The sequence below is a fragment of the Leucobacter sp. Psy1 genome, assembly GCF_020096995.1.
GTDB lineage: Bacteria > Actinomycetota > Actinomycetes > Actinomycetales > Microbacteriaceae > Leucobacter.
The window spans coordinates 779,544-803,158 of the sequence record NZ_CP083692.1; the positions used below are offsets into that span (position 1 = coordinate 779,544).

Sequence of the window (23,615 nt, forward strand, 5' to 3'; positions counted from 1 at the left end):
AATCCGTCAATGTCGACACCCGAAGCCCCCAGAGAACTCAGCGACCTCGTCGATCGGAAGAGTCTGCGCAAGAGCGTGGTCGCCGGTTCGATCGGCGTGCTCGTGCACTGGTTCGACTGGGCCGTCTACGCCTACATGGCCGCGACGATCGCCGTCATCTTCTTCCCCGAGTCCGATCGCACGGCTGGACTGCTCGCGACGTTCGCCGTGTTCGCCGTCTCGTTCCTCGTGCGTCCCATCGGCGCCATCATCTTCGGGCGACTGGGGGATCGGCTCGGGCGCAAGCAGACGCTCTCCATCGTGATCCTCGCGATGGCCGTCTCGACGCTCGTGCTCGGGCTGCTCCCGGGCTACGCGACGATCGGGATCGTCGCGCCGATCCTGCTCATCGCGACCCGCATCGTGCAGGGCCTCGCCGCGGGTGGCGAGTTCGGCAGTGCGGCGGCCTTCCTCGGCGAGTTCTCGCCGGCGAAGCGCCGCGGGTTCGGCGTCAGCTGGCTCGAGTTCGGCAGCCTGCTCGGCTTCCTGCTCGCATCCTTCGCCGTGTTTCTGCTGAACCAGGCGTTCACCCCCGAGCAGATCACCGACTGGGCGTGGCGCATCCCGTTCCTCATCACGGTGCCGCTCGGGTTCATCGGACTCTACATTCGCCGCAAGATCGAGGACACCCCTGAGTTCGAGGCGCTTCAGAAGCTTGAGACCGTCTCGCACGCCCCCGTCAAGGAGGTCTTCACCCGGAACCGGCGCCAGTTCATCCAGACGTGCGGCATGGAGATCTTCATGAACGTCACGTTTTATGTGGTGCTTGTCTACCTGCTCACGTACCAGGAGACGACGGTCGGGTTCGACCCCAGCCGCGCCGCGCTCCTCTCGACGCTCGCGTCGGCGCTCGGCCTCATCGTCGTCCCGCTGGCGGGCATCGCGTCCGATCGCGTGGGCCGGAAGCCGGTGCTGTACACCGCGGCGATCGCGCTCACGGTGCTGTCGATCCCGCTGTTCCTCCTGATGCAGATGGGCACGGGCTGGTCGGCCTTCGTCTCGACGCTCGGCCTCGCGCTGATCCTCGCCATCATCCTCGGCACCCACGCCGTCACGGTCGTCGAGCTCTTCCCGACACGCACCCGCCAGACCGGGCTGTCCATCGCGTACGCCCTCACGGCGGCACTCTTCGCGGGTACGGCGCCCTACCTGCTCACCTGGCTCATCGATCGCACCGGGAACGAACTGGTGCCCGGGTACTTCCTCGCCGTCGTGGGCGTGATCGGGATTATCACCGTCGTCTCGATTCCCGAAACCCGCGGGGTGCGCCTCATCAAGGAGCAGGACCTCGAGACGACGACTGTCGAGCTCCCGCCCGAGCTGAGCGGGCGCTGATCCGCCCTCGGCCCGCCCGCCGACACTCCCTCGCCCACCCGACCACGCCACAGGAAGGCACGCCATGACCCGCACCCACGACGAGTGGAAGACCGCCGCACGTGAACTGCGCCTCGACGGGCGCGCATTTATCGACGGCGCCCGCGTCGACGCCGCTTCGGGCGAGACGATCGCGAAGACCAACCCCGCCACCGGCGAGACGATCTCGCAGCTCGCCTCCTGCGGCGAGGCCGACCTGGACCGCGCGGTCGTAGCCGCCAGGCGCGCCTACGAGTCCGGGGAGTGGTCGTGTGCCGGTGCCGGGTTCCGGCGCGAGCGACTGCTCGAGCTCGCCCGCCTCATCGAGGAGCGTGCCGAGGAGTTCGCGCTGCTCGACACCCTCGACATGGGGAAGCCGGTTCGCGAGACGACGACGATCGACGCTCCCGGATCGGCCGCGCTCTACCGCTTCTACGGCGAAGCGATCGAGAAGCACGAGGATCGCATCCCCGTCACGCCTCCCGGCTCGACGGCACTCGTCACCCGCGAGCCGCTCGGCGTCGTCGGCGTGATCGTGCCGTGGAACTACCCGCTCGAGATCGCGACCTGGAAGCTCGCCCCGGCACTGGCTGCGGGCAACGCCGTCGTCGTGAAGCCCCCGGTGGAGGCGTCGCACTCGGCGCTGCTGCTCGCCGAACTCGCGGTCGAGGCGGGAATCCCCGCCGGTATCGTGAACGTGGTTCCCGGCCGCGGATCGGTCGTCGGGAAGGCGCTCGCGCTGCACGACGACGTCGACATGGTCGCGTTCACCGGCTCCACCGAGGTCGCGAAGCAGCTGCAGCAGTACGCGGGCCAGTCGAACATGAAGCGCCTCGCCCTCGAAGCGGGCGGCAAGAGTGCGAACCTCGTCTTCGCCGATTGCGACGACCTCGCGCTCGCCGCGCAGAAAGCGGCCTTCGGGGCGTTCTACAACCAGGGCGAGGTGTGCTCCGCGAACTCGCGCGTCTTCGTCGAGCGCTCGGTCGTCGACCGGTTCCTCGAACTGTTCGCCGAGGCCGCGCAGGCGTTCCGTCCCGGTGATCCGCTCGATCCTGAGACCGGCGTCGGCTCGCTCGTCTCCGAGACCCACGCCGACAGCGTCTGGGCGACCATCGAGCACGCGCGCCGCGACGGTCGCATCGTGAGCGGGGGCGAGCGCCCCGAGATCAACGGGTCGCGCGCATTCATCGAGCCGACCATCGTGACCGATGTGGCGCCCGACCACGAGGTGCACACCCGAGAGATCTTCGGGCCCGTCGCGGTCGTGACACCCTTCGATACCGAGGAGGAGGCGATCGCGCGCGCGAACGAGACGCCATACGGCCTCGCCGCGTCGCTGTGGACGGGAAGCCTCTCGCGGGCACACCGGGTCTCGTCGCAGCTCGTCGCCGGCACGGTGTCCGTGAACACCGTCGACGCGCTCGGCTTCACCACTCCGTTCGGCGGGTTCAAGCAGTCCGGCTTCGGCCGCGACCTCTCGATCCACGCACTCGACAACTACACCGATTTCAAGACCACCTGGATGCAGTGGTCCTAGACCACGGAAAGGACGCGCACATGACTGACAACGGCACCCTCGAGGAGCTGGCGAAGCGCCACCTCGTCATGAACTTCACCCCCGCGGGCAAGTACCGTGAGGACGAACTGCCGATCTACGTGCGCGGGGAGCACTGCTCCGTGTTCGATGAGCACGGCAAGCGCTACTTCGACGGCCTCGCCGGCCTCTTCTGCGTGCAGCTCGGCTACACCCACGGCGCCGAGGTCGGCGATGCGGTGCGCGAGCAGCTCGCGGACCTGCCGTTCCAGACGACGTGGAGCGTGGCGCACCCGCCGGCGGCGAAGCTCGCCGCGAAGATCGCGGAGCTCGCGCCCGGCGACCTGAACCGCGTGTTCTTCGCGTCGGGCGGCGGCGAGTCGAACGAGGCCGCCATCAAGCTCGCGCGCCAGTATCACCAGACCCGCGGTGACCACGCGCGCCGCAAGTTCATCGCCCGTCGCGTCGCGTACCACGGCACCAGCTTCGGGGCCATGTCGCTGAACGGCATGACGGGCGTGCGCGCCATGTTCGAGCCGCTCATGTCGGGAGTGCGCCACACGCACAACACCAAGCGCTACCGTCGCCCCGAGGCGGAGACGGAGGAGCAGTTCACCGCGTTCCTGCTCGGCGAGCTCGAGTCGCTCATCGTGCAGGAGGGTGCCGACACTGTCGCGGCGATCATCATGGAGCCGATGCAGAACGCCGGCGGCAGCCTGACGCCGCCGAAGGGTTACTTCGCCGGCGTCCGCGAGATCTGCGACAAGTACGGCATCCTGCTCATCGCCGACGAGGTCATCACCGGCTACGGGCGCCTCGGCGCCTGGTTCGGCTCCGAGTTCTACGGCTTCCAGCCCGACATGCTCGTCTTCGCGAAGGGCATCGCCTCCGCCTACATGCCGCTCGGCGGCGTGGTCGCGAGCGACCACGTCATCGACACGGTGCTCGACGGTCCGGTCGGCATGTTCAATCACGCGCTGACCTACGGCGGCCATCCCGCGGCCTGCGCCGCAGCGCTCAAGAACCTCGAGATCATGGAGCGCGAGGGCGTCGTGCAGAACGTCGCCGAATTGAGCCCGTACCTGGCCGAGAAGCTCGGCGAGATCCGGGACAACTTCGCGTTCGTCGGCGACCTGCGCGGCGAGGGCTTCCACCGGTCCTTCGAACTGGTCACGAACCGCGAGTCGAAGCGCTGGGACAGCGAGCGCGTCAGCGCCGACGACTTCGTGGGGGAGCACCTCAACCCCGCGCTCGGCGAGGTCGGACTGCTCGCACGCGTCGCGATCGATGCCGAGGGCAATCCGCTCGTGCAGTTCTCCCCGCCGCTCGTCATGACCCGTGACGACATCGACGAGCTCGCCGATCTCATTGACCGCGCCTTCTCGGCCGCCGCGACCAGCGCCGGTATCTGATCACCCTGGGGGTGCGGGGCCCGTCTGCCCCGCACCCCACCTCCCCACCCCGTTCTGCACGAGGAAGTGACCATGAGCGACTCCCCGCCCCAGCTCGCAGCATCCACCACGAAGATCATCACCTTCGAGCGCCGCCACATCCGTCCCATCCCGCTCGACGAGCGGCAGGGCACAACGCGGGGCCTGTTCTTCGTCTGGCTCGGCATCAACATGCTCCCGCTCACGGTCGTGACCGGGGCGCTCGGGCCGACGCTCTTCGGCCTGACGCTCGGCTGGACGATCCTCGCCGTCGTCCTCGGCAATGTTGTCGGCGGCATCGGTGCGGCGCTCCACGCCTCGCAGGGACCGCAGCTCGGCATCCCCCAGATGCTCCAGGCCAGGGGGCAGTTCGGCTTCACCGGCGGCAGCCTGCTCGCGCTCATCGCCGTCATCATGTTCCTCGGCTTCTTCGCCTCCAACCTCGTCGTCGCTGCGCAGAGCTTCGCAGCCGTGTTTTCCGGGGTATCCGTCGACGTCGGCATCATCGTCTGCGCCGCCATCGCGCTCATCGTCGCGATCTTCGGCTACGACCTCGTGCGCAAGATGATGGGCATCTTCTCGGTCTTCATCGGTGTGCTCGTCGCCATCTCGATCGTCATTGTGGTCTCGAACCCGGCGACCTTCGAGACGACCGCCGACCTCGGCTACAACACCGCTGGCTTCTTCGGCATGCTCGCCATCGGCGTCACCTGGCAGCTCGCCTATGCACCGTACGTCTCCGACTACTCGCGCTACATGCCGCGCGAGGGCGGGGCTAAGCAGGCATTTTGGGCGACCTACTGCGGGTTGGTGCTCGGCACAGTGCTCGTCATGGTGCTGGGTGCTCTCGTGGGGCTCACCACGGCGGACGGCGACGCGATGTCGGCGCTCGGCGCGTTGCTCGGCGGCTTCGGGCCGGTCGTGCTCTTCGGGTTCGGCGCCGCCTCGGCGGTCATCAACTCGGCGAACATCTACTCAGGCGTGATGTCGTCGCTCACGGTCCTGGAAACCATCTCGGCGAAGATTCGGATCAACACCTCCAAGCGCGTCATCATGACGGTCGCGTACGCGCTCATCGCGCTCCTCGCAGCCGTCTTCGGTAAGAACGACTTCCTGCTCGTCTTCAAGGACTTCGTCACGATCCTGCTCTACGTGCTGATCCCGTGGTCGGCCATCAACCTCGCGGACTACTTCATCCTGCGCAAAGGCCACTACCGGGTCGAGGACATGTTCCGCCGCGACGGCGGCATCTACGGGCGATGGGACGCGATCGGGCTCATCGCCTATGCGATCGGATTGGCTGTGCAGATCCCGTTCATGGTCACCGTCATGTACACCGGACCGCTCGCCGCCCCGCTCGGGTTCGTCGATGTCGCGTGGATCGTCGGCTTCATCGTCCCCGCCATCGTCTACATCGTCTGGAAGCGGGCGGCCCATCGTGTCTGAGTCTGGCACCCCTCCGACTACATCGCCGGGCACGTCCGCGACGCCCGTGCCGGATCTCGTGATCCTCGGCGCCGCCGTCTGGGCGCCGGAGCGCGGGCCGCACACCGCCGTCGCGGTAACCGACGGTCGGATCACAGCGGTCGGCGACGACGACGGCATCGACGCACTCGCCGGACCAGGGACCGAGCGCCTCTACGCCGATGGGGCGGCGCTGCTGCCGGGGTTCAACGACGCGCACATCCACGTGCTCGCCGGCGGGCTCGGCCTCATCAGCTGCGACCTCGACAGCGAGCACTCTCTGGAGGGGTACGAGCGACTCATCCGCGACTACGGGGACACCCACGCGGGGGAGTGGGTGGTCGGAGCCGGCTGGTTCGGCGACGTCTTCCCCGGAGGCTTTCCGGATCGCGCCGTGCTGGATCGGCTCGTCCCCGATCGGCCCGCCGTTTTCACGAGCCACGACGCGCACGGGGTCTGGGTCAACAGCCGTGCCCTCGAACTCGCGGGCATCGACCGGAGCACTGCCGACCCCGCTGCAGGCAGGATCGTGCGCGACGCCGCGGGCGACGCGACGGGCATGCTTATGGAGTCCGCGGGCGAACTCGTCACGAGTCTCATCCCGCCGCACCGTCCCGAAGACCTCCGACGGGCCATGCTCACTGCGCAGGAGCACCTCTTCTCGCTCGGGGTCACCGCATGGCACGACGCGATCCTCGGTCGCTACCTCACCCTGCCCGACTGCGTGCCCACCTACATCGAGACGATCGGCGACGGGTCGCTCCGCGGCCGGGTCACCGGTTCCGTGTGGTGGCCCGCCGGTGCCGGACTCGAGGCGCTCGACGGGGTGCTCGGCACGATCCGCGAGTGCCGCGAGTCCGGATTCGCAGTGGACAGCGTGAAGATCATGCAGGACGGCATCTGCGAGAACTGCACGGGCGCCCTCCTCGCACCGTACACCGGCGTCGAGCCTGAGACGTCGGGGGAGTCCGTGATCCCTCCCGCTCTGCTCGCCGAGATCGTGACCTCGCTCGACGCGGAGGGTTTGCGCGTCCACTTCCATGGTGTCGGCGACCGTGCGGTACGCGAGTGCCTCGACGCCGTGGCCGAGGCACGTCAGCGGAACGGCGCAGGCATGCCGCACCAGATCGCCCACATCGACGTCGCCGATCCGGCGGACATTCCGCGCTTCGCCGCACTGGGTGTGACGGCGAACCTGCAGCCGCTCTGGGCTCGCGCCGACCAGGAGATACTGGAGCGGAAGCTTCCGCTGCTCGGTGAAGATCGTGCGCGCTGGCACTTCCCGTTCGGGTCGCTCGAACGTGCGGGCGCTCACCTCGCGATGGGCAGCGACTGGCCGGTCACGAGCCCCGACCCGCTGTGGGGCATCTACACCGCCTGCACCCGCACGGCGCCTCCCGCCGATATGCACGCCCGCAATCCGGAGTCGCGCGAACCGATGACGCCCTCCGAGCGGCTGAACCTCGATACCGCCGTGCGCGCCTACACCCTCGGCGCGGCGGAGATCGCCGGCGTCGCCGACCGCCGAGGGCGCATCGATGTCGGGCAGGACGCCGACCTCGTGCTGCTCAGTGGTCCTCTCATCGAGGCCGAGGATCTCGCCTCCCTGCACATTGCCAGGACCATTCTCGGCGGTGACACCGTGTACCGCTCCACCCGCGACTGAACCTTTTCCACCCCATCTCCCATCACTCGACTCGAAGGAGAGCCCGATGAGCATCGAGCCGCCACCGGTGACCCAGACGTTCAAGAAGTTCGAACAGCAGCACATCCTGCCGATCCCCGAAGACGCCAGGACCGGCACCCACTGGTCCCTCGGTGCCATTTGGGTGAGCCTCAACATGATGCCGCTCACGGTGGTCACCGGTGCGGTCGCGAGTGGCGCCTACGGGCTGCCGATCGGGTGGAGCATCGTCGCGATCCTCACCGGCAATATCATCGGCGCCTTCGGTGCCGCCCTCCACGCCTCGCAGGGGCCGCACCTCGGGATCCCGCAGATGCTGCAGGCCAGAGCCCAGTTCGGCTATTTGGGTGCGAGCATCTTCGCGCTGATCGCACTCATCATGTTCATGGGACTCTTCACGAGCATCCTGATCGTGGCGAAGGACTCGCTGCTGGCAGTGTTCCCCGAGTTCAACGGTACGGCCGCGATCCTGATCTTCGCTGCGATCGGCATCGTGCTCTGCATCTTCGGGTACGACCTGCTCAGCAAGACGATGACCTGGCTATCGATCGTCATCGGCCTCGCCGTCGCACTCTCCATGGTGCTGTTCTGGGCCGCACCCGATGTTCCGCTCTTCCGCGCCGACGCGGCATTCAGCTTCGAGGGCTTCTTCTCCATGCTCGCGATCGGCATCGTATGGCAGTTGGCCTACGCCCCGTACGTCTCCGACTACACCCGCTACCTGCCGAAGGACACCGGCCCGAAGGCCGCGTTCTGGGGCACCTACATCGGACTCGTCGGCAGCTCGGTCTTCGTGATGACGCTCGGCGTGCTGCTCGGCGCCGCGAACCCCGACAACCCGCTGGCCGCGCTCGGGGAGTACCTCGGACCGATCGGACTGATCGTGCTCGTCGTCTTCGCGGTGAGCTCGGCGCTCATCAACGGTGTCGAGCTGTACTCCGCCGTCATGAACGCGCTCACCGTCATGCAGTCGAACTTCAGAGTGATCATCACGTCCGCGACCCGTGTCTGGACGACCGTCGTCGTCGGAGTGCTCGCCACGTTGCTCGCTATTCTCGGGCAGGGCGACTTCATCACCATGTTCGAGAGCTTCCTGACACTGCTCCTCTACGTGCTGATCCCGTGGTCCGCGATCAACCTGGTCGACTACTTCGTGATCCGCAAGGGCGAGTACTCGGTGGGGGACCTCTTCGACCCCGAAGGCGAACGCTACGGCAAGTGGAACGTCGTCGGCCTGGTGAGCTACGGCGTCGGCCTGCTCGCGCAGCTGCCGTTCATGGTGAACCCGCTGTTCACCGGACCGCTCGCGACGCTGATCGGCGGGATCGACATCGCCTGGATCGTCGGCTTCGTGGTGACGGCGGTGGTGTTCCTCATCCTGGTGCGGGTCGGAAGCAAGCGCGACAGAGTGGCCACCGTGCAGAGCTGAGCGGGCTTCGTCGGATCAGCGTGCAGCACCCCTCAGGCCGGCCCGAGTCGACTCAGCGGAATGTCTTCTCCGCGAACGCAGCACTCCCAAAAGTCGTAAGTCACGTCGACCTCGGGACCGAAATGGTCCGACAGGACGTCAAGCAGACGCAGCCCCTCCGCGTACTGGGCTTGGCACATCTCCAAGCTCGGCCACCCGGTTTCGGGGTCGAAATGCTCGTCGAAGATGTCGGACCACGAGTGCAACTCGGCTCTCAGTTTCGGCGGAAGGATGCTCTCGTCGCTGAGCATGCCATCGGACACCCACAGGGGAATGGCGGCCGCGTAATCTGCCATGAGTTTCACTTCACGAGTAGGCTCAGATTCAGGTGACGGTGCCGCGTCTCTGTGGAGTGGGTCTCCACCGTCGATCGGTCCACCGCGGGAGATGCCTTCGGATGCTTCCCCGGCGGAGTCCAACTCTTCATACTCGGTCATAGCTGCACCATATCGGTGATCACTTACCGCGCTCCCTTGCATTTTCCTGGATAGGCCGTGACGACAGTCTTGTTGTTCTTCGAGACAACGACCGCTGTATTCCAGGTCTTTTGCTTGACGACCTTGCCATTCTTCTTCCTCCAAGAGGTGATTTTTGCTCCGTAGCAGAGTTTGCTGCCCTTCTCGGAGTAAATTCTGTCGGGGTGGCTCAGGGTAGCTGCTGTAGCTTGCGTCATGAGTGAGTCCCATTCGCTCGCTCTCCCGCGACCGTCCCAGGTAACGACATCAACCCATTGCTTGCTGTGCTTTGAATTAATGTGACGGTATCCCGCCTTGCTATTCCCGCACAGCAATTTCACTTTCCCTGAGAATGAACCGTTCCGCTTCACTGAGAACTTCTTAATCTGATGATTGGATTTGCCGTACACCATGCATTGGAGGTGATTCGAAGGGGAAAGGGCAGGAGAGACTCCAACGGCGGTCCCGTCGGCGGAGGCTAGTAGCTTCCCGTTTTCATTCCTGCCTTTGGTGACGCCAGAGGCCTCCCCCTTCGCCGTTGTTTGACTCGAACTGTACGCGGTTCCTGCTGCGCGAGCTCCATCCAAGTGATCCGCTGTCCGTGCGAGGCCGCCACCGCGGTCGGCCTTCACTGGTGTCTCTGCTGTGACTGTTCCAAAATTCTCTGTCGGAGAGAGATCAGACGAGGCTGGCAGGGCCCCCAGCAGCAATCCAGTTGAAGTGATGAAAGATATGCCGAGGCGCTGGAGAGATCGCAACTGATGTTCCTAGTGGTCGAGTGTGATGTGCGAGTCCAGTGCATACTCAGTATCACATACGAGCACATAAAAGTGTCTACTCGGATTGGATTCGACGGTATGCGTTGTTAGATTGTGTTTGATCAAGCGAATCGGTTGAGATATGCTCGAGTGGCTGGCGTTTTCGTGTGTCAGAGAGTGATCGCATCCGATCCTCCGCGGCGCCGGCCCCACAGGAGTGATACCCGTGACCTTCGCAGGCCACACCCGCGGCGCCTCGGCGCCCGCATCCACATCCATCTCGACCACCGTCACGGCGGCCGTCGATCTGCGTGCGACGAACCGCCAACGATACTTCGATACGAGACCCGTGCTTCGGCGCGTGGTGTACGTCGCCGGCTACGAGGGGCTGAGCGTCCTCTTCACTGTCGTCGTGCTCAGTGCCCTGCTCGGGCACGGCGGCGGGCAGTCGACGGTGACCGCGATCCTGGTCTCGACGACAGCAACGCTCTGGAACTATGTCTGGAACACGATCTTCGAGGCCATCGAACGCCGCACCGGCGCGAAAGGGCGTGGCGTCCGTGCTCGTGCCGTGCACGCGATCGGCTACGAGGGCGGCGTGCTGCTGTTCACGATCCCGCTCGTCGCCTTCATGCTCGGGGTCTCGCTGCTCGAGGCGTTCGCGATCGAGGGAGGCTTGCTCGTGTTCTTCCTCGTCTTCACGCTGATCTACACCTGGGTGTTCGATCGCCTGTTCGGGCTCCCCGCGTCGGCCCGGAAATAGATTCGCCGCGGGCAGCCATTTCAGGCGGCCCGCGGCGAACTCGTTGCCGGAGGACTACTCCTCGTCTTCGCCCCGCTGGGCGGGGGAGGAAGCCACGTCCTCGCCGAACTCCTCGAGCACTTCGCTCTCGTCATCGACGGTCGTCTCCACCGAGGTCTCATCCTCGGGGTCGACGAGCGGCCCGTCCTGATCGCGGATGTCGGTGACGACGAGTTCCTCGTCGCCGTCGATCTCGTCGGTTGGCTCTCCCAGTTGCGCCATGACGGTGCCCCTCTCGTTGGTGGTCATTGTGCTGACAGGGTCATCGTACGACCGGTGGGCGCGGCGATGCCACTGGTTGACGTGGGCGCTAAGCTGCATGCATGAGAGATATGCGACGAGTGGCGTTCGCATGGTGCGGGGCGGTGACGGCGACGGTCGCGCTGGGGTGCGGGGTGTCCGGGTGCGCGACGGAACGTGAACCGCAGTCGTCGACCGATCCGCCTCCCGAGCGCTCTGAGCCAACGGAATCGGTGCCGACTGAGGCTTCGACCCCGGTTGAGTCCGCCCCCGCATCGATCACGGTGCCGAGCTGCGAGGAACTGATTCCTCTTGAAGCCGTTGCCGAGCGATTCTCGCCCGATTGGACAGTGGTCAAGGAGAACTCCCCGCAGCTGATTGAGGTTTTCCGGGGCGCTCTCGGTCCCGTGGCTCTGCAGGCGCTCGATCAGGCGGAGCAGCAGAAGCACTGCACATGGGGAATACCGCATTCCGACTTACTCATCCACGTGAACGTTGCTGAGCTCCCTGATGATGTCGGCGAGGAACTGGTCGCGGCACTCGAGGACTCCGACTATCAGGAGTCCGAGACCGATGGGGTGCGAGTGTTCACCTACGTGTTCCCCGGCGCCGTGGTCGGGGCATCCGACATTTCGTACGGTTTCGTCGACAACGTGTGGATCGCATCATTCGGTTCAGGCCTCGGTGACCTCGCCGTCAGGGGTATGCGCCACGCGAACCCGCAGCTCGCCGAGGAAGGGTAGCGCTGAACCGGCGTTCGGAGCTCGGCGCTCCGCCGACCGAGGCAGCGAACGTCAGGGTTCCGCGACGCGGAGGCCGACGCGGGCACTCGCGTACTGCATTTCAGTGTCGTACGTGACGAGCGTTGTGGCCTCCACCCGGAGCGCAGTGGCTAGGTGAACGGCGTCCGCGCTTCTCAAGCCCCACGCCGATGTCGCTGCGCGCTGCATGTCGATGCGCTCGACGTCGATGAGTTCCACGAAATCGAGAATCGCGGTGACGGACTCCGGGGCGATCGCGTTGCGTCGATCAGCGGCGCAGTGCAACTCTGTGTGCAGGAGCCAAGAGGACACGAAGGTCGTGCCCTGTTCGAGTGCGGCGTCGACGTAATCAGCGAGTCCGGGTGAACCGGTTTCTTCGGCGATGAGCTTGAAGGCCGCCGAAGTGTCGAGGTAGCTGATCACCAGTTTCCTCGAATGTCCTCGAGTAGCTCCTGGCTCCGCAGGCCAGGGGTGCGGATCACGTCGGCGATCCTCTGCCCAGGTGCACGGCGGGCGGGCAGGGTCCTTCCGGCTGCCCGGAGGCGCTCCAGCTCGGTGGTCTGCGGTTGTGGTGGCGTGAGCAGCGCGACCGGCTTGCCGTGATTCGTGATCGTGAAGCTTTCGCCGCCCTGGGCGCGCGCGAGGATGTCACTGCTGTGGTTCCGGAGCTCCCGGTGGGCGATCGTCTGCATGTCGCAATCGTAGCAATTTCAGCCGGCACCCGGATGATCAGGCGTGTGTGAGCGCCCGGTACCGCCGGTTTCGGATGCCGAGTAGCACCGACGCCAGCAGTGCGGCGATCAGGGATGCCGAGAGGATCGCGACCTTCGCGTAGTCATGAGCGGGCGATCCCGGCTCGAAGCTCAGCTCCGCGACGAGCAACGACACCGTGAAGCCAATACCCGCGAGCAGGCCGATCCCGATCATGTCGATCCAGCGCATGCTCGGGTCGAGCGGTGTGCGCAATACCTTGGTCATCACCCAGGTCGTGGTGACGATGCCGAGCGGTTTGCCGAGGACGAGCGCGGCGATGATCGCGAACGTCAGCGGATGCGTCAACGCTTCTGCGACCCCTTCGGCGCCGCCAACTGAGACTCCAGCCGCGAAGAATGCGAACACGGGCACCGCGAATCCGGCCGAAAGCGGGCGGAAGCGGTGCTCGAACTCCTCCGAGAGCCCGGGCTGGTGGCGATCGGAGACACGATTTGCGCGATGATGCAGCACGGGAATCGTGAACCCGAGCAGCACTCCTGCGATCGTCGCGTGAATACCGGAGGCGTGCATGAGAGCCCACGCGACGGCGCCGATCGGCAGCAGGATCAGCCATGCGGTGAGTGGCCGCAGCCCGAGGAACTTTCGGTAGCGCTGCGCGATGACACCGTAAACCGCGATCGTGACGAACGCGAGCACCAGCGGCACCACTGCGATGTGGTCCGTGTAGAAGACGGCGATGATGCTGATCGCGATGAGATCGTCGACGACAGCCAGCGTGAGCAGGAAGATCCTGAGCGCCGGAGGCAGGTGGGAACCGACGATCGCGAGCACCGCGACGGCGAACGCGATATCCGTGGCGGTCGGGATCGCCCACCCCTGCAGCAGTTCGGAATGCTGGCGCAGCAGCACCACGAAAATGACGGCCGGCACGATGACGCCACCCGTTGCCGCGGCGATCGGCATGACCGCGGTGCGGAATCGACGCAGATCGCCGGTAACGAACTCGCGTTTGAGTTCCAACCCGACGAGGAAGAAGAAGATCGCGAGCAAACCGTCCGCGGCCCACGCGCCCAGACTCAAGCGGAGGTGCCACGGTTCGTAGCCGAGCTCGAAGTCTCGGAGCGCGAAATACGAACCCGCGGCCGGCGAATTCGCCCAGACGAGGGCGACCACGGCCGCTGCGGCGAGGATCAACCCGCCGACGGCTTCATTGCGGAGCACCATGGCGAAGGTTCGCCGATTACCGGTTTCGACGTGTTCAGAGGCGGAAGTCATGGGTCTGTCCTTCGATCGTGCTCTGGACGCAGCTCCGAGGCAGATGAGTGCGCCGCGACCGAAGCCGAGCCTACCAATCTCTGGGGCGGCTGAAGACTCGCGGTGCCGTTTCGCGAGCGTCAGACTCCGGTGGGGAGAGACTCCTCGAGAGGGATACCGCCGATCGTGATCACGCGCCAGTCACCGTCGTGCTCGAAGAGCGAGATCGACGTATTCGCCAGCCGGGGCACGCGCAGATACGGGGTCCCCGTCAAGCGTGAGACGGTGCCGCGGATGAGCGATCCGTGGGAGACGGCGAGGATGCGGGTATCCGACGGGTGCTCGTTCGCAATCTCGTCGAGGGTCCGCAGTCCGCGAGCCCCCAGCTCCTCGTCGTGCTCGCCGCCGGGGAAGTCCCGGTTCGGCCAGCGGCCGTAGAACTCGGAGACGAGCATGCCCTCACCCTCGCCGAAGTTCTGCTCGACCAGGCCGTCGACTGTGCCGCCGAAGGGCACCGCGATCGCGGCCGCGATGATCTCGGCGGTCTCCCTGGCCCGCTGCAGCGGCGAGCTGAGCACCACGTCCCAGTGCGCGCCCTCGGCGCGGATCAGTTCGCCCGCCGCCCGCGCCTGCTCGCGCCCCGTCTCGTTCAGCGGGATGTCGGTGCGCCCCTGCACGCGCTCGTCGAGATTCCAGTCCGTTTGCCCGTGGCGGATCAGCGCGAGTTCCATGCCTCCCAGCCTAATTGACGTGTCCTGTGCCGGCGATCCTTGCGCTCCCTGCGCACTACTTGTGCCACTTCGCGCGGGGCGCGCGCCACTCGCGCAGACCGCCGAAGAGCGCCTCCGGGGTGTCTGCGATGACGATGCGCTCGCGGAACGTCTGCGCCATGAAGCCCTGCTCGACCATGTCGTCGAGCATGCGCAGCTGCGCATCCCAGAACCCTCCGGCGTTGTACAGCGCGACCGGCCGATTGTGCATGCCGAGCTGCATCCAGGTGAGCGCCTCGAAGAACTCCTCGAGCGTGCCGGGACCACCCGGCAGCGCGACGAACGCATCGCCGAGCGCGGCCATCCGGTACTTCCGCTCGTGCATGTTCGCGACGACTTCAATGCGGTCGATGTCGGAGTGCGCGAGCTCGCGATCGACGAGCGACTGCGGGATCACGCCCACCACTTCGCTCCCCGCCTGCCTGGCCGCGTCGGCTACGACACCCATCAGCCCGACGTGGCCTCCGCCGTAGACCAGGCCGATGCCGTGCCCCGCCATGGCGGTGCCGAACTCCGCGGCGACCTCCGCGAAGTGTGGCGACGCGCCCGCCGAGGAGCCGGTGAAGACGGTGATGCGCTGGGGGAGCGCCCCCTCTGCATCACGGCGCAAGAGTTCGGGGTAGACGTGCTTCGTATTGAGCGGCGCCTGAGGGAAGGATCCGGCGATGCTGCGCGGATCCACCCACTCGAGGTGGTCGATCTCGGCGAGCGGATTCGCCACCGACACGTAGGGGTGCTCGAACACGTGGGCGACCAGGCGGTGATCCGGCTCGTTCGCCGCGTCGGTGACGAAGGTGCCGATCCCGCGCAACTGCAGCGGATCGAGCGCGATGCCCAGTTCCTCCTGGAACTCGCGGATCGCCGTGCCGCGGGGATCCTCACCCGCTTCGGGCTTGCCTCCTGGCAGCATGAGCGCGTGCGTACCGCGCTTCCGAACATTGAGCACGCGCCCTGCGCCGTCGCGCACGACGACGGCGCTCACCTCGATTGTTGCCTGACTCATGCTTCAACGCTACCGCTGCCCTCCCGCTATCTTCCCGCTCGGTTGAGTGTTCAGCAACGCATGGAATCAGCGCGAGATAGCATGCGCTTCCGTACACCGAGCGGCCGAACCCCCAGTGGAGATCCCGCTCCGAGTGGCCGAGCCCCCCGGTGGTGCCCGCTCCGAGCGTGGGTTAGACTCGGCACCACATGTGAATATCGGCTACCAAGCTGTGGCGGGAGAGTTCGAAGCTCCGTCTTCGGCGCCGTAGGAGCAAACCCTCCCCGGGAATCTCTCAGGCACCCGTACCGTTGCAGCGCAGCCACTCTGAAAAGCAGCGCGTGAGCGCTCACCGACGGTGCAAACGCACCGGGCTTCGGCTCGGTGCCGGAATCTCTCAGGTCCCATCACAGAGCGGGGAGGATCCAGACCGTCCGCCGGTTCGCCGGTGGCACCATCAAGGAGATCCTCGTGAGTATCACCCCGAAGACCACCACATTCACCGACCGCCACATCGGCGTCACGACGCCCGAAGATCTCGAGCGCATGCTCGGAGAGCTCGGGTACGACGATCTCGACGCTCTGGTGGACGCGGCTGTGCCGACCGACATCCGGCTCGACACCTCGCTCGACCTTCCCGGAGCGCTCTCCGAGCAGGGCGTGCTCGAGGAGCTCCGTGAGCTCGCAGACCAGAACGTGCTCAAGACTCAGATGATCGGGCAGGGGTTCTCCGACACCATCACTCCGCCGATCATCCTGCGCAAGGTGCTCGAGAACCCGGCCTGGTACACGGCTTACACGCCGTATCAGCCCGAGATCTCGCAGGGCCGGCTCGAGGCGCTCTTGAACTTCCAGACGATGGTGTCCGATCTGACGGCGCTGCCGATCGCCAACGCCTCGCTGCTCGATGAGTCGTCCGCAGCTGCCGAGGCGGTGCTCCTCATGCGCCGCGGCAACAAGAAGAAGGGCGACGCGAAGACGGTCGTCGATCGGAATCTCTTCCCGCAGACGATCGCGGTCATCCGTGGGCGCGCTGAGGCGCTCGGCTTCGAGGTCGAGGTCGCCGACCTCAGCGCTGGGCTCCCGGATGGCGACATCTCGGGCATCGTGCTGCAGCAGCCTGGCAATGACGGCCTGGTCGCTGATCACTCGGGGGTCATCGCCGCGGCGAAGGAGCGCGGTGCGCTCGTCACCGTCGTCGCCGACCTGCTGTCACTGACCCTCATCACGCCTCCTGGCGAGCAGGGCGCGGATATCGCGGTCGGCAGCTCGCAGCGCTTCGGGGTGCCGCTCTTCTTCGGTGGGCCGCACGCCGCGTTCATGGCCGTGCGCAAGGGGCTCGAGCGCTCGCTGCCCGGCCGTCTCGTGGGCGTCTCCTCCGACGACGCCGGCACCCCCGCGTACCGGCTGGCGCTGCAGACCCGTGAGCAGCACATCCGCCGCGAGAAGGCGACGAGCAACATCTGCACGGCGCAGGCGCTCCTCGCGATCACGGCGTCGATGTACGCCGTCTACCACGGTCCGAGTGGTCTTCGCGCGATCGCTGAGCGCACGCACGCCCACGCGCGCACCATCGCTTCGGCCTTGGAGGCCGTCGGCGAGTCCGTGCGTCACACCTCGTTCTTCGACACCGTCGTGGTTGCGGTGCCCGGCCGCGCCGACGAGGTCCTCGCACGCGCGGAGGAGGCGGGCATCAACTTCCGCCGCATCGATGCCGACACCGTCGGCATCTCCACGGACGAGAAGACGACCGACGCTGTCGTCGCCGCCGTGGTTGGGGTCTTCGGGGCTGGCGATCCGGATCCCGTCGCGCCTGGCGACTTCGCCTTCGACGAGGCGCTTACCCGTGAGAGCGACTACCTGACGCACCCGATCTTCAACTCGATCCGCAGCGAGACGCAGATGCTCCGGTACCTGCGTCGCATGTCGGGCCGCGATCTCGCGCTCGACCGCACCATGATCCCGCTCGGGTCGTGCACCATGAAGCTGAACTCGACGGCCGAGATGGAGTCGATCTCGTGGCCCGAGTTCGCGGGAATCCACCCGTACGTGCCCGAGCACCAGAGCCGCGGGTGGCGGACACTGATCGCCGACCTGGAGGCGCGTCTCGTCGAGATCACCGGCTACGCGGGCATCTCGCTCCAGCCGAACGCCGGCTCGCAGGGCGAGTACGCGGGGCTGCTCGCGATCCGCGGGTACCACGAGGCGAATGGCGACACCGATCGCGACATCTGCCTCATTCCCGCTTCGGCGCACGGCACCAACGCGGCCTCGGCCGTGCTGGCAGGCATGCGCGTCGTCGTCGTGTCGAACGCCGATGACGGCACCATCGATCTCGCCGACCTGGACGCGAAGATCGAGGCGAACTCCGGCAGGATCGCCGCGATCATGATCACCTACCCCTCCACGTACGGGCTGTATGACGCCGACGTCCGCGAGGTGTGTGACCGGGTGCACGCCGCCGGCGGGCAGGTCTACATCGACGGCGCGAACATGAACGCGCTGGTCGGTCTCGCGAAGCCGGGTGAGTTCGGCGGCGACGTGTCGCACCTGAACCTACATAAGACGTTCGCCATTCCGCACGGAGGCGGCGGCCCGGGTGTCGGTCCCGTGGCGGTCGCGGAGCACCTGCTGCCGTTCCTTCCGGGCGACCCGGTGACCGCGGCCGATGCTGGCACATACACCGCACGCGACGGCGTGCCGGTGGTGTCGACGCTGTTCGGGTCGGCCGGCGTGCTCCCCATTTCCTGGGCGTACATCGCGATGCTCGGTGCCGACGGGCTGACGCAGGCGACGAAGACCGCACTGCTCAGCGCCAACTACCTCGCGGTGCGCCTGCGGGATCACTTCCCGATCCTCTTCACGGGTCGCGGAGGTCTCGTCGCGCACGAGTGCATCCTCGACCTCCGCGAGCTGACGCAGCGCACCGGCGTCACTGCTGAAGATGTGGCGAAGCGACTCATCGACTTCGGATTCCACGCCCCGACCCTCGCCTTCCCCGTCGCGGGCACGCTGATGGTCGAGCCGACCGAGTCCGAGGATCTCGGCGAGCTCGAGCGCTTCGTCGAGGCGATGGTCGCGATCCGTGCTGAGATCGAGCAGGTCGCGTCGGGCGACTTCGCCCTCGAGGCGTCGCCGCTGCGGCTCGCACCGCACACCGCGGCCGCGGTCGTATCGAGCGATTGGGACCGTCCGTACTCGGTGGAGCAGGGGGCGTTCCCCGTGCCACGGCTGCGCGTCGACAAGTACTTCCCGCCGGTCGGGCGCATCGACGGTGCCGCGGGTGACCGCAATCTCGTCTGCTCCTGCCCGCCTCCCGAGGCTTTCGACACGGCCGGCGATTCCGCCGATGCCGCGGAAGGAGCGGACCGTTGAGCACCGCTGCGCAGACCCCGCGCCACACGGCGCTGCACGATGAGCACGCCGCACTCGGCGCCTCCTTCACCGACTTCGGCGGTTGGGACATGCCGCTGAAGTACGGCTCCGAGCTCGAGGAGCACCGCGCCGTGCGCGGCACCGCCGGGCTCTTCGACCTCTCCCACATGGGGGAGGTGCGGGTAACCGGTCCCGACGCGGCCACCTTCCTGAACTCCGCGCTGGCGGGCAACCTCGCCCGCGTCGCGGTGGGCCGGGCGAAGTACTCGCTGATCTGCGCCGAGGACGGCGGCATCATCGACGACCTCATTACCTACCGTCTCGGCGAGACGGAGTTCCTCGTCGTGCCGAACGCCGGGAACGCTCCCGCGGTAGCGGCAGCGCTTCAGGAACGGGCCGCCGGCTTCGACGTCACCGTCGCCGATGAGTCGGCCGACACGAGCCTCATCGCGGTGCAGGGGCCGAACTCGGTGGCGATCCTCGCCGAGCTGATCGATTCGGATCAGCGGCAGCTGCTCGACGACCTCAAGTACTATGCCGCGGCACCCGCAGTGCTTTCCGGTACCTCCGTGCTGCTCGCCCGCACCGGGTACACCGGTGAGGACGGATTCGAGATCTACCTCGGCAACGACGAGGCCGTCCCGCTGTGGCGCGCGCTGCTCCAGGCCGGCGAGGCGCACGGACTGGTTCCCGCCGGTCTCGCGTCCAGGGATTCGCTCAGGCTCGAAGCGGGCATGCCCCTCTACGGGAATGAGCTGAGCCGCGAGACCACGCCGTTCGCGGCGGGCCTCGGCCCCGTCGTGTCCTTCAAGAAAGACGAGGACTTCGTGGGCCGCGCCGCTCTCGAGGCGGCGCGGGAGCAGGGCGCCTCCCGCCGGCTCGTGGGGTTGCGCGGTCTCGGCCGTCGCGCCGGGCGTAGCGGATACCCCGTGGTGCTGCCCGTCGATGGCGACGCCGATGCCACCGTCGTCGGTGTGGTCACGAGCGGCCAGCCGAGCCCGACCCTCGGCGTGCCGATCGCCCTCGCCTACGTCGACGCCGATCACACCGAACCGGGCACTCGTCTCGACATCGACCTGCGCGGCAAGCCGCAGCCGTTCGAGGTAGTGGAGCTCCCGTTCTACCGGCGCGGGTCGAGCGCCTGAGCCGGCACCGAACCACCACCACCACCCCGTAGCATCCCCCAGCACACAGCACTCCCAGACACCATCGAAGGAACATCATGGCACTCAGCACCGACCTCAAGTACAGCGCCGAGCACGAGTGGGTCGCCGCAGGCGATCCGGCGACCGTCGGCATCACGCACGTCGCTGCGAACGCGCTCGGCGACGTCGTTTACGTCGACCTCCCCGAGGTGGGGGACACCGTGACCGCGGGGGAGACCTGCGGCGAGATCGAGTCGACGAAGTCCGTCTCAGATCTCTACGCCCCCGTCACCGGCGAGGTCGTCGAGATCAACGAGAGCGCGGTCGACGACACCGCGATCATCAACTCCGATCCCTACGGCGAGGGCTGGCTCTTCAAGGTCGCCGTGACGGAAGAGGGCCCGCTCCTCTCCGCCGCCGAATACGGCGAGGCGAACGGCGAAGAGGTCTAGCCGGACCTTTCCGGCGGACTGCTCTCACTCGTACTGAAGAACTGGACTGAGCAATGGCGATCAGTGTTTTCGATTTGTTTTCCGTCGGCATCGGGCCATCGAGCTCCCACACTGTCGGTCCGATGCGGGCCGCACAGCAGTACGTGAGCATGCTGCGTCGACGCGGCGTGCTCTCGCAGGTGCGGGGTCTCGGCGTCGACCTGTACGGCTCGCTCGCGGCCACGGGACTCGGCCACGGGACGTTCACGGCGGTGCTCCTCGGGCTCGAGGGGTACGAGCCGGAGACGATCCTCCCCGCCGAGGTGGACCGCGCGCTCGCGCGCATCACCGAGTCGGGCACGGTACGGCTGGGCGCGGAACTCGAAGGATCAGACGGCGAGACTACCGGCGTCGAACTCCCGTTCTCCGTCGACGACATGGTGCTGCGCCCGCTCACCGTGCTCGAACGACACACCAACGGCATGCGGTTCACCGTCTTCGACGAGGCAGGTGAAACGCTCGAGCAGCAGACCTACTTCTCCGTCGGCGGCGGATTCATCGTGCGCGAGGGAGCCGAAGAGGCCGTGCTCGAGAACCTCGAGACGACCCTCTCCGAGCTGCCCTTCCCCTTCACCACGGGCAAAGAACTGCTCGGGCACTGCACCGACAACGAACTGAGCATCGCCGCGGTGATGCTCGAGAACGAGCTCACGCTGCGGTCGGAGGACGACGTGCGATCAGGGCTCGTGCACATCTGGGAGGTCATGGAGGAGTGCAAGGACGCCGCGCTCACGCGTGAGGGTCCGCTTCCTGGCGGACTGAATGTGCGCCGCCGAGCCCCTGAATGGCATCGGAAGCTCAGCGATACCGACCCCGATCGCAACCCAATCTTCTGGCAGGAGTGGATCAACCTTGTCGCGATGGCCGTGAACGAGGAGAACGCCTCGGGCGGTCGTGTCGTCACCGCGCCGACGAACGGGGCGGCGGGCATCATCCCGGCAGTGCTGTTCTACGCCACTCACTACACGCCGGGCGCCTCCGAGTGGAGCCGCGAAGAACGGCTGCGCGTCGTCGCCGAGTTCCTCCTTGCCGCCGGCGCCGTGGGCGTGCTCTACAAGGAGCAGGCCTCCATCTCCGGTGCCGAGGTCGGGTGCCAGGGAGAGGTCGGGTCGGCATCGTCGATGGCGGCCGCGGGCCTCGCCCAGATTCTCGGGGGAACCCCCTCGCAGGTGGAGAACGCCGCGGAGATCGCCATGGAGCACAACCTCGGGCTCACCTGCGACCCCATTGGCGGGCTCGTGCAGATTCCGTGCATCGAACGCAACGCGATCGCCGCGTCGAAGGCGATCAACGCTGCGAAGATGGCGCTCATGGGTGATGGGGAGCACCACGTCAGCCTTGACGAGGTCATCATCACGATGCGCGAGACCGGCAAGGACATGAGCGACAAGTACAAGGAGACCGCCATGGGCGGCCTCGCCGTCAACGTCGTGGAGTGCTGAGCGGACGTTTCTGCCCGGCCCGCTCGCGCTGCCCGGCCGCGCTGCCGGCCCGCTGCCCGCTCGCGCTGCCGGCCCGCTGCGCTGCCCCCGATCCGGGTCGCTCCTTGCGGGTTGCGCGGTCGGGTCACCCGCAAGGAGCGACCCGAATTGTAGGGAGCTGCCCGGGTCGGGTGGGGGATACACGAAACGGGCGGAACCTCGTGAGAGGTTCCGCCCGTGATGCGCAGTGTGTGCGCGGGTTCGCGTCTTAGATGGCGCGGATGTTCGCTGCCTGCAGGCCCTTCTGGCCCTGCTCGACGTCGAACTCGACGCGCTGCTCTTCGAAGAGGTCGCGGCGGCCGGAGCCCGAGATCGCGCTGAAGTGCGCGAACACGTCGCCCGAACCGTCATCGGGAGCGATGAAGCCGAAACCCTTGTCGGAGTTGAACCATTTCACAGTGCCAGTGGCCATGCTGTACTTCCTTGCGTATTGCACACCGACGGTCGCCCGCCGATGATCTTGGTGTGCCACGGCGACGTTGCCGACGTGGAGGCTGACGTGCGCCCCTCAATACGAGTACTGAGATTCCCACGGCCGGCGTTTACTTCTTGTACTACCTGAATGCCTGGGTCCAGCCTATCTCACTTCTCATGCCGCCACGCGGGGGTTGCGGAATTGGTGGGTGAGAGAGTTTCGCCCTGCGCGATCAGCGAGCCCGTCTACGAGTCGGGTGAGCTGGCGTGCGGGGGTGGCGGGGTGCTCGGGGTGCCACTGGACGCCGAGCACTGGGCTTTCGACGTGGGCGATTGCCTCGACGATTCCGTCGTGCGCTGACGACACCGAGCTGAGTCCGCCGCCGAGTCGCCCGACGGCCTGGTGGTGGGAGCTCTGCACGAGCTCGGTCTCGTCGATAGTGTCGGCCCAACGCTGGTCGTCGAGTTCGATGCGATGCGGGGTGAAGCTGTAGCGCTTGGACCCGTGAGGCAGGTCGAGGCGGTGCGTCCCGTCCTGGGGCAGGTGCTGGACGAGGTCTCCGCCGAGTGCGACGTTGATGATCTGATGGCCGCGGCAGATGCCGAGGAGCGGGGTGCCGCGCTCGACCGCCTCACGCACCACCGTGATCTGAGCGTCATCGGCCTGGAGGTCGTGCACTCCTGAGCGGGGGTAGTCGTGCTCCCCGGCGTAGAAGCTGGGGTGCACGTCTTCACCGCCCATGATGACGACGACGTCGGCGTTGCGTGCCGCAGCGAGCGAGGAGGCGATCGATGCGTCGCCGGCGGCGTGGAGGCTCGGCTCCCAGCCGTGGTCGCGGAGAGTGCGCAGTGCGCGCAGGTTGAGGCTGTCAGCGAGACGCTGGTAGGCCGGCGCAGCGGGCCGGCTTTCGCGCACGTGGATCAGTGCGACGCGTGTGCCGTGTGCCATCTGACCCTCCTTGCGATGCGTTGCTCGTTGCGCGATACCCGTCTTGTCTCTG

General features: G+C 66.8%; 22 protein-coding genes and 1 riboswitch. Of the genes, 12 read left to right on the forward strand and 10 right to left on the reverse strand.

Going from position 1 to position 23,615, the window contains the following annotated elements:
- The first annotated feature begins 9 nt into the window (after nucleotides 1-9).
- From K8P10_RS03600 to K8P10_RS03625, 6 genes are all read left to right on the forward strand, one after another.
- Nucleotides 10-1,374 carry an MFS transporter gene (locus K8P10_RS03600; RefSeq protein WP_224780440.1) on the forward strand — a complete coding sequence of 455 codons (1,365 nt, stop codon included), beginning with the start codon at nucleotides 10-12 and terminating at the stop codon, nucleotides 1,372-1,374.
- 64 nt (nucleotides 1,375-1,438) lie between these two features.
- Nucleotides 1,439-2,929, forward strand: a complete 1,491-nt coding sequence (locus tag K8P10_RS03605; RefSeq protein WP_224780441.1) for an aldehyde dehydrogenase — start codon at nucleotides 1,439-1,441, stop codon at nucleotides 2,927-2,929.
- A gap of 20 nt (nucleotides 2,930-2,949) precedes the next feature.
- Nucleotides 2,950-4,338, forward strand: coding sequence for an aspartate aminotransferase family protein (locus tag K8P10_RS03610; protein WP_224780442.1), 1,389 nt, complete (start codon nucleotides 2,950-2,952; stop codon nucleotides 4,336-4,338).
- A 72-nt stretch (nucleotides 4,339-4,410) separates the two neighbouring features.
- Nucleotides 4,411-5,802, forward strand: a complete 1,392-nt coding sequence (locus K8P10_RS03615) for a cytosine permease (RefSeq protein WP_224780443.1) — start codon at nucleotides 4,411-4,413, stop codon at nucleotides 5,800-5,802.
- Nucleotides 5,803-5,848: 46 nt separating this feature from the next.
- Complete coding sequence (locus K8P10_RS03620; protein ID WP_224780444.1) at nucleotides 5,849-7,486, forward strand: amidohydrolase; 1,638 nt, start codon at nucleotides 5,849-5,851, stop codon at nucleotides 7,484-7,486.
- A gap of 46 nt (nucleotides 7,487-7,532) precedes the next feature.
- Nucleotides 7,533-8,933 carry a cytosine permease gene (locus tag K8P10_RS03625; protein ID WP_224780445.1) on the forward strand — a complete coding sequence of 467 codons (1,401 nt, stop codon included), beginning with the start codon at nucleotides 7,533-7,535 and terminating at the stop codon, nucleotides 8,931-8,933.
- A 32-nt stretch (nucleotides 8,934-8,965) separates the two neighbouring features.
- Here K8P10_RS03625 and K8P10_RS03630 read toward each other — a convergent pair whose 3' ends face one another.
- Both K8P10_RS03630 and K8P10_RS03635 read right to left on the reverse strand, forming a co-directional pair.
- The gene (locus K8P10_RS03630; RefSeq protein WP_224780446.1) at nucleotides 8,966-9,268 is read right to left on the reverse strand and encodes a hypothetical protein; all 303 of its coding nucleotides are present in this window, start codon (nucleotides 9,266-9,268) and stop codon (nucleotides 8,966-8,968) included.
- 164 nt (nucleotides 9,269-9,432) lie between these two features.
- Nucleotides 9,433-10,185, reverse strand: a complete 753-nt coding sequence (locus tag K8P10_RS03635) for a hypothetical protein (RefSeq protein ID WP_224780447.1) — start codon at nucleotides 10,183-10,185, stop codon at nucleotides 9,433-9,435.
- 226 nt (nucleotides 10,186-10,411) lie between these two features.
- Between K8P10_RS03635 and K8P10_RS03640 the strand changes: the two genes are divergently transcribed.
- Nucleotides 10,412-10,948: a PACE efflux transporter gene (locus K8P10_RS03640; RefSeq protein ID WP_224780448.1), complete on the forward strand. Its 537-nt coding sequence runs from the start codon at nucleotides 10,412-10,414 to the stop codon at nucleotides 10,946-10,948.
- A 54-nt stretch (nucleotides 10,949-11,002) separates the two neighbouring features.
- Here K8P10_RS03640 and K8P10_RS03645 read toward each other — a convergent pair whose 3' ends face one another.
- Nucleotides 11,003-11,236: a hypothetical protein gene (locus K8P10_RS03645; RefSeq protein WP_224780449.1), complete on the reverse strand. Its 234-nt coding sequence runs from the start codon at nucleotides 11,234-11,236 to the stop codon at nucleotides 11,003-11,005.
- A 74-nt stretch (nucleotides 11,237-11,310) separates the two neighbouring features.
- Here K8P10_RS03645 and K8P10_RS03650 point away from each other — a divergent pair, with 74 nt between their 5' ends.
- On the forward strand, nucleotides 11,311-11,970 hold the full coding sequence (locus K8P10_RS03650) for a hypothetical protein (protein ID WP_224780450.1): 660 nt from the start codon (nucleotides 11,311-11,313) through the stop codon (nucleotides 11,968-11,970).
- 51 nt (nucleotides 11,971-12,021) lie between these two features.
- On the opposite strand, the gene K8P10_RS03655 is transcribed toward K8P10_RS03650, so the two are convergent.
- From K8P10_RS03655 to K8P10_RS03675, 5 genes are all read right to left on the reverse strand, one after another.
- Entirely contained in the window at nucleotides 12,022-12,411 is a 390-nt protein-coding gene (locus K8P10_RS03655; RefSeq protein WP_224780451.1) for a type II toxin-antitoxin system VapC family toxin, read from the reverse strand.
- Nucleotides 12,408-12,680: a type II toxin-antitoxin system Phd/YefM family antitoxin gene (locus tag K8P10_RS03660; protein ID WP_224780452.1), complete on the reverse strand. Its 273-nt coding sequence runs from the start codon at nucleotides 12,678-12,680 to the stop codon at nucleotides 12,408-12,410. The genes K8P10_RS03655 and K8P10_RS03660 overlap by 4 nt, the downstream gene beginning before the upstream one ends.
- 37 nt (nucleotides 12,681-12,717) lie before the next feature.
- Nucleotides 12,718-13,977, reverse strand: coding sequence for a Na+/H+ antiporter NhaA (gene nhaA / locus K8P10_RS03665; protein WP_224780453.1), 1,260 nt, complete (start codon nucleotides 13,975-13,977; stop codon nucleotides 12,718-12,720).
- Nucleotides 13,978-14,096: 119 nt separating this feature from the next.
- Nucleotides 14,097-14,687, reverse strand: a complete 591-nt coding sequence (locus K8P10_RS03670; RefSeq protein ID WP_224780454.1) for a histidine phosphatase family protein — start codon at nucleotides 14,685-14,687, stop codon at nucleotides 14,097-14,099.
- A 55-nt stretch (nucleotides 14,688-14,742) separates the two neighbouring features.
- Nucleotides 14,743-15,729 carry a TIGR00730 family Rossman fold protein gene (locus K8P10_RS03675; RefSeq protein ID WP_224780455.1) on the reverse strand — a complete coding sequence of 329 codons (987 nt, stop codon included), beginning with the start codon at nucleotides 15,727-15,729 and terminating at the stop codon, nucleotides 14,743-14,745.
- 205 nt (nucleotides 15,730-15,934) lie between these two features.
- Nucleotides 15,935-16,029, forward strand: a riboswitch (glycine riboswitch).
- 150 nt (nucleotides 16,030-16,179) lie between these two features.
- Between K8P10_RS03675 and gcvP the strand changes: the two genes are divergently transcribed.
- The 4 genes from gcvP to K8P10_RS03695 all read left to right on the forward strand — a co-directional run bounded on the left by gcvP (nucleotide 16,180) and on the right by K8P10_RS03695 (nucleotide 22,161).
- On the forward strand, nucleotides 16,180-19,083 hold the full coding sequence (gene gcvP / locus K8P10_RS03680; protein WP_224780456.1) for an aminomethyl-transferring glycine dehydrogenase: 2,904 nt from the start codon (nucleotides 16,180-16,182) through the stop codon (nucleotides 19,081-19,083).
- Nucleotides 19,080-20,228 carry a glycine cleavage system aminomethyltransferase GcvT gene (gene gcvT / locus K8P10_RS03685; protein ID WP_224780457.1) on the forward strand — a complete coding sequence of 383 codons (1,149 nt, stop codon included), beginning with the start codon at nucleotides 19,080-19,082 and terminating at the stop codon, nucleotides 20,226-20,228. Before gcvP ends, gcvT begins: the two co-directional genes overlap by 4 nt.
- Nucleotides 20,229-20,305: 77 nt before the next feature.
- The gene (gene gcvH, locus K8P10_RS03690) at nucleotides 20,306-20,680 is read left to right on the forward strand and encodes a glycine cleavage system protein GcvH (RefSeq protein WP_370631954.1); all 375 of its coding nucleotides are present in this window, start codon (nucleotides 20,306-20,308) and stop codon (nucleotides 20,678-20,680) included.
- Nucleotides 20,681-20,733: 53 nt separating this feature from the next.
- Nucleotides 20,734-22,161, forward strand: a complete 1,428-nt coding sequence (locus K8P10_RS03695) for an L-serine ammonia-lyase (RefSeq protein WP_224780458.1) — start codon at nucleotides 20,734-20,736, stop codon at nucleotides 22,159-22,161.
- Between the two features lie 247 nt (nucleotides 22,162-22,408).
- On the opposite strand, the gene K8P10_RS03700 is transcribed toward K8P10_RS03695, so the two are convergent.
- Together K8P10_RS03700 and K8P10_RS03705 are read right to left on the reverse strand one after the other, a co-directional pair.
- Nucleotides 22,409-22,612: a cold-shock protein gene (locus K8P10_RS03700; protein ID WP_208239973.1), complete on the reverse strand. Its 204-nt coding sequence runs from the start codon at nucleotides 22,610-22,612 to the stop codon at nucleotides 22,409-22,411.
- Nucleotides 22,613-22,789: 177 nt separating this feature from the next.
- A complete protein-coding gene (locus K8P10_RS03705) occupies nucleotides 22,790-23,563 on the reverse strand; it encodes a gamma-glutamyl-gamma-aminobutyrate hydrolase family protein (RefSeq protein ID WP_224780459.1) in 774 nt (257 codons plus the stop codon).
- Between the last annotated feature and the right edge of the window lie 52 nt (nucleotides 23,564-23,615).

Bases quoted from the DNA above. Each gene is read 5' to 3' on its own strand.
- K8P10_RS03600 (WP_224780440.1), top strand. From the start codon at position 10: ATGTCGACACCCGAAGCCCCCAGAGAACTCAGCGACCTCGTCGATCGG.
- K8P10_RS03670 (WP_224780454.1), bottom strand. From the start codon at position 14,687: ATGGAACTCGCGCTGATCCGCCACGGGCAAACGGACTGGAATCTCGAC.
- K8P10_RS03675 (WP_224780455.1), bottom strand. From the start codon at position 15,729: ATGAGTCAGGCAACAATCGAGGTGAGCGCCGTCGTCGTGCGCGACGGC.
- K8P10_RS03625 (WP_224780445.1), top strand. From the start codon at position 7,533: ATGAGCATCGAGCCGCCACCGGTGACCCAGACGTTCAAGAAGTTCGAA.
- K8P10_RS03610 (WP_224780442.1), top strand. From the start codon at position 2,950: ATGACTGACAACGGCACCCTCGAGGAGCTGGCGAAGCGCCACCTCGTC.
- K8P10_RS03650 (WP_224780450.1), top strand. From the start codon at position 11,311: ATGAGAGATATGCGACGAGTGGCGTTCGCATGGTGCGGGGCGGTGACG.
- K8P10_RS03605 (WP_224780441.1), top strand. From the start codon at position 1,439: ATGACCCGCACCCACGACGAGTGGAAGACCGCCGCACGTGAACTGCGC.
- K8P10_RS03700 (WP_208239973.1), bottom strand. From the start codon at position 22,612: ATGGCCACTGGCACTGTGAAATGGTTCAACTCCGACAAGGGTTTCGGC.
- nhaA (WP_224780453.1), bottom strand. From the start codon at position 13,977: ATGACTTCCGCCTCTGAACACGTCGAAACCGGTAATCGGCGAACCTTC.
- K8P10_RS03695 (WP_224780458.1), top strand. From the start codon at position 20,734: ATGGCGATCAGTGTTTTCGATTTGTTTTCCGTCGGCATCGGGCCATCG.
- K8P10_RS03705 (WP_224780459.1), bottom strand. From the start codon at position 23,563: ATGGCACACGGCACACGCGTCGCACTGATCCACGTGCGCGAAAGCCGG.
- gcvH (WP_370631954.1), top strand. From the start codon at position 20,306: ATGGCACTCAGCACCGACCTCAAGTACAGCGCCGAGCACGAGTGGGTC.
- K8P10_RS03660 (WP_224780452.1), bottom strand. From the start codon at position 12,680: ATGCAGACGATCGCCCACCGGGAGCTCCGGAACCACAGCAGTGACATC.
- K8P10_RS03630 (WP_224780446.1), bottom strand. From the start codon at position 9,268: ATGGCAGATTACGCGGCCGCCATTCCCCTGTGGGTGTCCGATGGCATG.
- K8P10_RS03615 (WP_224780443.1), top strand. From the start codon at position 4,411: ATGAGCGACTCCCCGCCCCAGCTCGCAGCATCCACCACGAAGATCATC.
- K8P10_RS03645 (WP_224780449.1), bottom strand. From the start codon at position 11,236: ATGACCACCAACGAGAGGGGCACCGTCATGGCGCAACTGGGAGAGCCA.